Here is an 8,938-nt window from a genome sequence, read left to right as displayed (position 1 = left end):
TGCCCGGCCACGGAAATATCCGCCATGGCCTGGGTCATGGCCTGCATCCTGACATGGCCTTCCTCGGCGGCGCTCTGCGCGGCGCTCGAGAGACGATCGGCCTGGGCGGCGTGTTCGGCGCTCTGGCGGGTCTGGGCAACCATTTCGTTCATGGAGGCAGAGATTTCCTCCAGGGAACTGGCCTGCTCGGTGGCCCCCTGGGAAAGGGACTGGCTGGCATCGGCCACTTCGCTGCCCGCCCCGGCGATCTGGTTGGCCACCTGCTGCAACTCGCCGACCAGGGCGTTGAGGCTCTGGTTGGCGCGCGCCAGGGGCTCGCGGATCAACCCCTGGGCCTGAAAGGTGAAATCGCCATCAGCCAGGCGCTGAAAGGCTTCCAGAACCTCGGTTTCCAGATTTTCAGCGAAGCCGTCCATGGCCTGGGCCATGCGGCCGATCTCGTCCTTGCGGCGCATGTTCAGCCGCCGCCCGAGGCGCCCGGCGGCCAGATCCTCGACCATCCTCAAAGCCTGCCCCAAGGGGCCGGTGATGCCGCGGGTCAAGAGAAGTCCAAAGACGACGGCCAGCAGGATGCCGGTCAGCATGCCGCCGGCCACCCACAGCCGCGCCGTGCCGACTTCGGCCTCGACGGCGACAACCGCGGCCTGAGCGCCGGCGGAAGTCAGAGCGATCAATTCGTCGAGCAGGGCGTAGGTGCGTGCGCTGCCCTCCCCCACCGGTCCGACGAGTTGGGCGCTCATCTGCTGCTGAATCGCGGCCGAGTTATTGGCCACCTGGAGCATTTGGTCGAACACCGCGAGGGTTTTTTCCACGGCGGGCATCATCGCCTCGCGGTAGACGGCCTGCGCCTGGTCCTTGTTTCCTGAGCCCGCGAACATTTTGATGCGGCCGACGGCCTGGTGAAAACCGTCATGCACGCCGCGCACCTGCTCAAGCAATTCCCGAAGTTGGGGATTGGTGGTCTGGAAGTTGGGCAGCCACCGGCCAAAGGCGCACAGGCTGGGGTCGTGGCCGCCGTCGAAGTGGACCCCCGCGTGAATCAGGTCCTGGGCCAGGACGGCGGCGCGGTAATGGTCGCCGCGAAACTTCTCCAGATCGGCGCGCAAGCCGATGGGGTCGAGAATCCCCGTGGCGTCGAGGCTGCGCGAAAGCTCGGTGAAGCGGTCAACCGCCTCGTCGCGCTGTCTCCACGCCGCCTGAAGCTGGTCGTAAAGACTGCCTTCCGCGTCGGTGCGCGGTAATTGTTCATAGGCCTCGCGCGCCAAGCTGATCCGGTTGCGGGTGCGCGCATTTTCGCCGTAGAGTTCCTCGCGCTCGGCCTGGGTGAGCCCCGGGTTGAGGAGCGAGCGTTGCGCGATGGTGGCGCCCTGCGCCGCTTCCTTGATGGTGAAGAGGTGCTGCACGGCGGGAAACCTTTCGGCGCCGATTTCATGCACATGGCCCCCCAATCCGCCAATGCCCTTGAGCCCCACGAGGCCCACCGCCACGGAAATCAAGCCCACCAGCACAAACCCACCCAACAATTTGACGCCCATACGAACATTTTTCATGCAGTCCTCCGTGGCCAGTGACGGGACAACGTCTCACAGGATCATCCGGCTGGAAACACTGCAATTCGCGCACCAAGAAAGGGGTATGCTCAATCAGAAAATCCCGTTGATTACCGAAAGGGTAATATTTAGCCCGGCAGGATTGCAACATATAAGATTATATGCAGTTAATTTTTTCCTTTATTATTTGTCCTTGCTGCCCTTGCTTCACCCTCGCCCCCGCGCGGCCACCTCCACGGGGCAAGGGAAGAATGGATTCAGCGAAAGAACGGAACCAGACCAGCGATTTGCAGAAAATTGGCAAGCAACCGCGCACCCCCTGCCTGCAGCTCCGGCCAATGCCGGCGAAAGTCTTCGACCACCGCGACATCGCCCTGGACGCGGCGGCGCCAGACCTCGACGATGGCCTCATCGACCTCGGGATGAAACTGCACGCCCCAGGCGCTGCCGAAACGAAAGGCCTGACCGGCGCAGGCGGGGGTGAAAGCCAGATGCACGGCCCCGGCGGGGATCTCGAAGCTGTCGTTGTGCCAGTGAAAGGTGGGAAAAGGATCGGGCAGGCCGCGAAGGAGGGGATCGCTCTGGCCGGCGGCGGTCAGGCTCACCCGGGAACAGCCGTGCTCGCCGTGGCGGCGGGAATGCACCGGCGCGCCGAGAACCTCGGCGAGCAGCTGGCCGCCGAGGCAGATGCCGAAACAGGGGAGTTCGTGGGCGAGGCAGTCCTTGAGAAACTGCTTTTCCGCCCGCAGGAAGGGATACTCCGCCTCGTCCCCCACGCCCATGGCCCCGCCCAGGACGATGGTCGCCTGAAGTTCGCCAAGGGGCGGCAGGGGTTCGCCGGCGTAGGGACGCCACCAGCCATGGGGCACCGCCCAGGATTTCAGCAGTTCGGCGTAGAGCCCGGCGGGACAGTGGACGTCATTTTCAACGATGAGCAGCATGGGTGAGTCTCCCCACGAATTTCAATAGAGGCGCCGAAACGCCGAGGCCTTGATCACGGCAAAGACCTCACTGCCGGGATGCAGGCCGAGATCCCGCGCCGCCTCGTGCACCACCTGGGAGACCAGCGTGGCGCCGCCGCAGTCCAACTCCACGCCGAGACGGTTGCCGGCGGCGAACAGGCCGCTCACCCGACAGGGCAGGATGTTGCGCGCGCTCGACGCCTCGGGGTGGCGCTTGAACAGGGTAACATCCTTGGACGAGAGTTCAAACATCCCGGCCCCCTCGCCGTTGCCGCCGGTGAGGATCAGACGCTTGTCTCCCCAGCGATAATCCGACAGATCCTCCTTGGGGCGGCGATCATCGAGGCGCAGCAAATTGATGTAGCCCACCGGACTCTCGGCCAGGCGCCGCCGCGCCAGCTCCTCGGCGCTGGTCTGGGCCAGCAGGCGGCCCTTGCCGAATTCGAGCACGGTATCGCACATCAGGCGCATTTCGTTGAGGGAATGGCTGATGAAAATAAGCGGAATGCCGAACTCGGCGAAGGCTTTGCGCAGATAGGGCAGAATCTGGTACTTGAGGGCGTCGTCGAGGCCGCTGACCGGTTCATCCATGAGGATCAGGCGCGGATGGGCGAGCACCGCCCGGCCCAGGGCCACGCGCTGGCGCTCGCCGCCGGAGAGGCTGGTGACGCCGCGCCCCAGCAGGGGACCGAGATTGAGCACCTCGTACAAGGCCGCGGGATCGATGCGCCGCTCCTTGCGCTTCAGGCGCTTGTAGCCGTAGAGCAGATTGGCGCGCACGCTCAAATGGGGAAAGAGGTGGGCATGCTGGAACACCACGGCGATGCGCCGCTTTTCCGGGGCCAGGCACAGCCCCCGCGCGGCGTCGAACAGCACCTCATCGTTCAGGCGAATGAAGCCGTCATCCGGGGGCAGCAACCCGGCGAGCAGATGCATCAGGGTTGACTTGCCGCTGCCCGAGGGGCCGAAGACGCCGAGGCGCGTGCCTTCCACGGAAAAATCAGCCGCGAAGGCAAAATCCGCGTAGCGCTTGCGCAAGGACAGTTCAAGCTTCATGAGCGCGCTCCGCGCTGCCGACGCTTCACCAGGCCCTCGTTGAACAGCAACACCGCCAGGGCCAGGGCGATGGACACCAGGCACAGCCCCAGGGCCAGGCGGTCGCCGCCGGGGGTGTTGGTGTAGTCGAAAATGGCCAGGGGGATGGTCTGGGTGACGCCGGGAATGTTGCCGGCGACGATGATGGTGGCGCCGAATTCGCCCAGGCTGCGCGCGAACATCAGGGTCGCCCCGGCGATGAGGGCGCGGGTCGAGAGGGGCAGAATCACGGTAAAGAGGGTGTCGTACCAGGGCGCGCCCAGGGTGCGCGAAGCCTGGATCAGATGGGTGTCGATGCTCTCCATGCCCAGGCGAATGGCGCGCACCAGCAGGGGAAAGCCCACCACCATGGACGCCAGCACCGCCGCCTTCCAGGTGAAGATGACCCGCACGCCCCAGGCATCGAGCACACCACCCAGCCAGCCCTGGCTGCCCAGGGCGAGCAACAGCAGATAGCCCACCACCACCGGCGGCAGCACCAGGGGCAGGTTGACGAGCCCGTCGATCAAGGCCTTGCCCGGCACGCGGCTGAACACCAGCAGCCAGGCCACGGCGAACCCCAGGGGCAGCGAAAGCAGGGTCGCGGTCAGCGCCACCTTGGCCGAGAGCAGCATGGCCTGGTAATCCGTGGGGGCGAAGTCGGGCATGAAAACCGTCCCTTGTCAGTTGTCCTTGGTCATTTGTTGAAAGCCCGACTTATGGCAAGGTAAAGCCGAAGCGTTCCAGCACCTGGCGGGCCTCGGGACCCCGCAGAAAGGCCAGGAAGTTGACCGCCGTCGGATTCCCGGCACCGGAGACAGTCAACACCATGGGATAGACGATTTCGTCATGAAGGTCCGAGGATATTTCATAAAGAATCCTAGCCTGTTGGGCCAACAAGGCATCGGTTTTGTAAACAAGGGAGGCGTCGACCTCGCCGCGATCGGCATAGACCACGGCCTGACGCACATCCTGGGCCATGATGAGCCGATCAGCGAGCTGTGAATGAATTCCTGCCGCGGTCAGGGCCTGCTCCGCATAGGCGCCTGCGGGAACGCTTTTCGGACTGCCGATAGCGATGCGATTGAATTCCGTAAGATTACCGAGCGCCGTCAGGACCGTTTCCTGGCGACCGATGATAACCAGGGTGTTACCGGCCAGAAGTTGGATTGCCTCGGCGGTTATCAGGCCGCGCTCGGCCAGGTAGTCGACCCATTGCCGGTTGGCGGAGATGAACAGGTCCACGGGCGCGCCCTGCTCGACCTGCCTGGCCAGAGCGCCTGAGGCGCCAAAATTTGGCAGAACCCTGTCGGTCGGGTGCCGCGCGTGATAAAGAGTAGTTATCTCTCCCAGCGCCTCCCTGAGACTCGCCGCCGCCGACATCCGCACCTCGCCCGCCCAAACCGATGCGGCGGCATACAACTGAACGAAAAGGAAAACGACTAAAACTCCGAAACGCCTCTTCATTGTTAACTCCTTCGCAGAGACATTTATCGCCGCCTACCCCGCCTGCGCATGCAACTCGGCGAGGTCGATATCCTGCCCCACCAGCCCGGCGGCATCGGCGCGGCACTGGCGGCAGTGGCGCGCCTGGGAGAGAATCAACTCGGCCTGGTTGCGCACCATCTCCATGACGGCGTCGGAGGGCGGCGCGATGTCCTTGAACAGGCCGATGGGAATCACCGGGATGATGTTCATCATGGTCGCGCCGAGATTGCGCACCTTGACGGCGAGATCGAGGGTTTCGTGGTCGTTGACACCCGGGATGTAGACATGGTTGACCTTGACCAGCAGACCGCGCGCGGCCGCCGCTTCGACGCCGGCGAGCTGCTTTTCGAGAAGCAGCGCCGCGCCTTCCTCGCCGCGCAGCACCGCGCCCTGGTAGCGCACCCACTCGTAGACCTTGGCGCCGGTCTCGGGGGTCAGGGCGTTGATGGTGACGGTGAGGCTGTGGACGTCAAGGGCGGCGATTTCTTCAATGCGTTCGGGCAGCAGCAGCCCGTTGGTGGACAGGCACAGCATCATGTCGGGATAGGCCTCCTTGACCAGGCGAAAAGTCTCGAAGGTGCGCGCGTTGGCCAGGGGGTCGCCGGGGCCGGCGATGCCCACCACGCGCAGCTTGTCGCCGACCTTGGGATGACGCAGCAGCAGCCGCACCCGTTCGAGGGCCTCGGCGGGCTTGAGCACGCGGCTGGTCACGCCCGGACGGCTCTCGTTGGCGCAGTCGAACTTGCGCTCGCAGAAGCCGCACTTGATGTTGCACCCCGGCGCCACGGGCAGGTGCACGCGCCCCGCCTTGCCGTGATCTCCGCCGAAGCAGGGGTGCTCACTTTGTTTCTTCATGGCCATCATGGGACAGGATTTGCTCATGGTCGGTCTCCTTTGCCGAAAAAACGCGCAAGGGCGCTCCCCGAGTTGCGGAAAGCGCCCTTGCCTGGTCCGAAACGATAAAGCCCCGGAACCTCAAACTGAGGGCCGGGGCTTCGTTGCCTGAATGGAGTGCGGCACAGCCTTGTGCCGTTTGTTTCAACCTTATGCATTCGCCGTGCCAGCTTGAAAAAAGATGAAAAGCCCTGGGATTTCCACAAAAAATCGGGCAGGAAGGGGTCCCTCAACGCCCAACCTGCCCATGCGCTAGGCAATTGCAGCTCTGGTATGGATCTATTTTGTGCAGGGGGGTCAGCAACTCTTTTTTCCGCAGTTGAAGCCGCAGCCGCACAGGGTGCCGTGGGCCGCCAGCAGGGCCTGGTCGATGGGACCGACGGCGGTGATGGCGGCGATGCCGCGTTTTTCCAGCTCCTGCTTGGGCAGCTCACCGATCTGGGCACTGATTACAGCACGGCAGCCTTCCAGGGCGGTGACGATGGCGCTGAACTTGTCCTCGCGAAAGGGATGATCGGGATCGAAGGAGCAGTATTTCTCCACCGGCTTTTCCGCCACCAGGCGCGGCTGGCCGGCGGCGCAATCGTAGATGAGAAAGCGCTCGGCGTGGCCGAAATGCTGATCGACTTGGGTGCCGGATTTGGATGCGACGGCGATGAGCATGGCAACCTCCTTCGGCCTAGGCGGCCATGGGCTTGAAGCTGAAGGCCTTTTTCGAGCAGGTCACGCCGCAGGCCACGCAACCGATGCAGTTGGCGTCGTTGACGATGCCCATGACCATGCGCACCGATTCGCTTTCCTCGTCCTCCAGATCCAGGGGGCCGAAGACGCTGCGCGAGCACACCTTGTAGCAGCGCCCGCAGCCGATGCATTTTTCATGGTCGATGGCTTCGATGAAGGCGGGGGTCCAGTCCTTGCCTCCCTTGGTCTTGCCGGTCAGATAGGCCATGGGATGTATCCTTTCGTCATTTTTTCTGGGTTGTCGATCAGGGTTGCGCATGGCCGGGCCGCTCGCCCTTGAGCATGGCCTTGCGCAGCCAGGGCGGTGGGCTGCCGCGCAGCACTTCCTGGAGCTTTTCGACCACGGCGGCAATCGCTTCCTGGTCCTTGCTTTTAATCGGGTGAATCTTCTTCGCCACCAGGCGCGCCGCCGCCGGCCCGCCGATCTCGGCGACGTAGACCAGGGCGCAGTCGGCAAGGGCCGCGGCGCGCGCCTCGATTTTGTCGTCGGAATGCCCCGCGCCGTCGGCACGCACCTGCACCACGCCGGAAAACTCGGCCTGCTCGGGGCCCACTTCCCAGATGTAGAAATGCTCGGCCTGGCCGAAATGCTCATCAATATGGGTCTTGTCGGTACTGGCGAAGGCGACTTTCATGCTCAATCCTCCCTTGAGGGGGCTGGTCATCAGGCTCAGGCGGCGGGTCCGATACATTCACAATCCTGCCTGTTCTCCGGAAGGGAAAGGCTTGCGGGACACCGCGTCCCGCAAGCCTCGTCCCGGCGTTTATCTCATCATCTCGAACCACTGGTCCCCGCAGGTGTCGTCCTTGATGTCGAGGAACTTGTTGGCGATCCAGGTCAGCAGGTTGAGCGCGCCCTGGTAGCCGATGATGGGATAGCGGTGGACATTTACCCGGTCGATGATGGGAAAGCCGATGCGGATCAGCGGCGTACCCGTTTCGCGGGCGGCGAACTTGCCGTGGGTGTCGCCGAGCATCATGTCGACGGGATCGTCGAGCAGGATGCTGCGCAGATGCCAGAGATCCTTGTTGACCCACACCTTGCAGTCCTTGCCGTAGGGCGAGGATTCGAGCAGCGCCTTCATCTCCTTGTCGAACTTCTTGGAGGCGCGACTGCACAACACGTGGTAAGGCTTGGCGCCCATCTCCAGCAGGAAGCCGGCCAGGGCCAGGAGCTGATCGGGATCACCGAAGAGGGCGAATTTCTTGTTGTGCAGGTACTGGTGCGCGTCGGTCATGGCGTCGACCACGCGGCCGCGCTCGGCCTTGATCGACTCGGGCACCGGCTTGCCGAAGAGCTTCGACACCTTGAGCAGAAAGGCATCGGTGGCCTGCACGCCGATAGGCATGGGCAGAACCTCATGCTTACCGCCATATTCCTGCTGGATGAACTTCATGGTGTTGGCGGTGGCGTACTTCTGCAACGAGATGGTCGCCTTGCCGTTGATGGACTCGGCCGCATCGGCCAGGGGCGTACCGCCGGGATAGTATTTGTATTCGCCGTCGAGGGGCGAGTCGAAGGTCTCGGAGATATCGGCCAGGATGGTATGCGGCACCTCCATGGCGTCGAGCAGCCGTTTGTACTCGCGGTAGTTGCCGGTGCAGGCATCGAAGCCGGCGATGAGGTTGAGCTTGCCGGTGCAGGCCCCTTCCACGCGCTTGCCGGCGGTTAGATCCTCAAGGATCGCCTTGAGCATGGCGTCGTAGCCGTGGATATGGGTGCCGTTGAAGCTCGGCGTGTTGGCGTAGGGCAGCGGGAAATCCTCGGGGATGTGCCCCTTGAGCCGCGCGTTCTTGATGAAGGCGGTGAGGTCGTCGCCGATGATTTCGGGCATGCACGAGGTGAAAATCGGCATGATCTTCGGATGATAGAGCTGGTAGGCGTTCTCCAGCCCCTCGAAAAGATTGTTCTGGCCGCCGAACACCGCGCCGTCCTCGGTCATGGCGTCGGAGACCGCCGGTGCCGGCTCGCGGAAATGACGGTTGAGGGTCGAGCGGTAGTAGGAGGCGCAGCCCTGGGAGCCATGCACGAAGGGCAGGCTGCCCTCGAAGCCATGCGCCGCAAGCTGCGCGCCCACCGGCTGGCAGCCGTGGGCCGGGTTGATGACCGTGGCTTCACGGGCCAGGTTTTTTTCCAGATATTCCTTGGACTTGGTCCATTCGAGCACCCGCGCTTCTTCCTCGGGGGTGATTTCGGTGACGATTTTAACGGCTTCGCTCATGGCGATG

General features: G+C 63.7%; 10 protein-coding genes. All 10 read right to left on the bottom strand.

The window, feature by feature from the left end; translation table 11 throughout:
* Positions 1-1,550: methyl-accepting chemotaxis protein (locus QAT43_RS12465; RefSeq protein WP_305043409.1), on the bottom strand; the 1,550-nt coding region annotated here is incomplete at its 3' end.
* A 257-nt stretch (positions 1,551-1,807) separates the two neighbouring features.
* A complete protein-coding gene (locus QAT43_RS12460; protein WP_305043408.1) occupies positions 1,808-2,491 on the bottom strand; it encodes a type 1 glutamine amidotransferase in 684 nt (227 codons plus the stop codon).
* A gap of 21 nt (positions 2,492-2,512) precedes the next feature.
* Positions 2,513-3,568 (bottom strand): molybdenum ABC transporter ATP-binding protein, encoded by a 1,056-nt coding sequence (gene modC, locus QAT43_RS12455; RefSeq protein WP_305043407.1) that lies wholly within the window; start codon positions 3,566-3,568, stop codon positions 2,513-2,515.
* On the bottom strand, positions 3,565-4,254 hold the full coding sequence (gene modB, locus QAT43_RS12450) for a molybdate ABC transporter permease subunit (RefSeq protein ID WP_305043406.1): 690 nt from the start codon (positions 4,252-4,254) through the stop codon (positions 3,565-3,567). The genes modC and modB overlap by 4 nt, the downstream gene beginning before the upstream one ends.
* Before the next feature lie 49 nt (positions 4,255-4,303).
* Positions 4,304-5,053 carry a molybdate ABC transporter substrate-binding protein gene (gene modA, locus QAT43_RS12445; protein WP_305043405.1) on the bottom strand — a complete coding sequence of 250 codons (750 nt, stop codon included), beginning with the start codon at positions 5,051-5,053 and terminating at the stop codon, positions 4,304-4,306.
* A 33-nt stretch (positions 5,054-5,086) separates the two neighbouring features.
* Entirely contained in the window at positions 5,087-5,956 is an 870-nt protein-coding gene (locus QAT43_RS12440) for a radical SAM protein (RefSeq protein ID WP_305043404.1), read from the bottom strand.
* A gap of 309 nt (positions 5,957-6,265) precedes the next feature.
* Positions 6,266-6,631, bottom strand: coding sequence for a NifB/NifX family molybdenum-iron cluster-binding protein (locus QAT43_RS12435; protein ID WP_305043403.1), 366 nt, complete (start codon positions 6,629-6,631; stop codon positions 6,266-6,268).
* Between the two features lie 16 nt (positions 6,632-6,647).
* Positions 6,648-6,917 carry a ferredoxin III, nif-specific gene (gene fdxB / locus QAT43_RS12430; RefSeq protein WP_305043402.1) on the bottom strand — a complete coding sequence of 90 codons (270 nt, stop codon included), beginning with the start codon at positions 6,915-6,917 and terminating at the stop codon, positions 6,648-6,650.
* 37 nt (positions 6,918-6,954) lie between these two features.
* Positions 6,955-7,344, bottom strand: coding sequence for a nitrogen fixation protein NifX (nifX, locus tag QAT43_RS12425; protein WP_442900259.1), 390 nt, complete (start codon positions 7,342-7,344; stop codon positions 6,955-6,957).
* Between the two features lie 129 nt (positions 7,345-7,473).
* Positions 7,474-8,931, bottom strand: coding sequence for a nitrogenase molybdenum-iron protein subunit beta (nifK, locus tag QAT43_RS12420; protein ID WP_442900258.1), 1,458 nt, complete (start codon positions 8,929-8,931; stop codon positions 7,474-7,476).
* Between the last annotated feature and the right edge of the window lie 7 nt (positions 8,932-8,938).

This window comes from Geoalkalibacter sp. (assembly GCF_030604225.1).
Lineage (GTDB): Bacteria > Desulfobacterota > Desulfuromonadia > Desulfuromonadales > Geoalkalibacteraceae > Geoalkalibacter.
This window is presented reverse-complemented; position numbering and strand designations above follow the sequence as displayed.

Bases quoted from the DNA above. Each gene is read 5' to 3' on its own strand.
- QAT43_RS12460 (WP_305043408.1), bottom strand. From the start codon at position 2,491: ATGCTGCTCATCGTTGAAAATGACGTCCACTGTCCCGCCGGGCTCTAC.
- modC (WP_305043407.1), bottom strand. From the start codon at position 3,568: ATGAAGCTTGAACTGTCCTTGCGCAAGCGCTACGCGGATTTTGCCTTC.
- modB (WP_305043406.1), bottom strand. From the start codon at position 4,254: ATGCCCGACTTCGCCCCCACGGATTACCAGGCCATGCTGCTCTCGGCC.
- modA (WP_305043405.1), bottom strand. From the start codon at position 5,053: ATGAAGAGGCGTTTCGGAGTTTTAGTCGTTTTCCTTTTCGTTCAGTTG.
- QAT43_RS12440 (WP_305043404.1), bottom strand. From the start codon at position 5,956: ATGAGCAAATCCTGTCCCATGATGGCCATGAAGAAACAAAGTGAGCAC.
- QAT43_RS12435 (WP_305043403.1), bottom strand. From the start codon at position 6,631: ATGCTCATCGCCGTCGCATCCAAATCCGGCACCCAAGTCGATCAGCAT.
- fdxB (WP_305043402.1), bottom strand. From the start codon at position 6,917: ATGGCCTATCTGACCGGCAAGACCAAGGGAGGCAAGGACTGGACCCCC.
- nifX (WP_442900259.1), bottom strand. From the start codon at position 7,344: ATGAAAGTCGCCTTCGCCAGTACCGACAAGACCCATATTGATGAGCAT.
- nifK (WP_442900258.1), bottom strand. From the start codon at position 8,931: ATGAGCGAAGCCGTTAAAATCGTCACCGAAATCACCCCCGAGGAAGAA.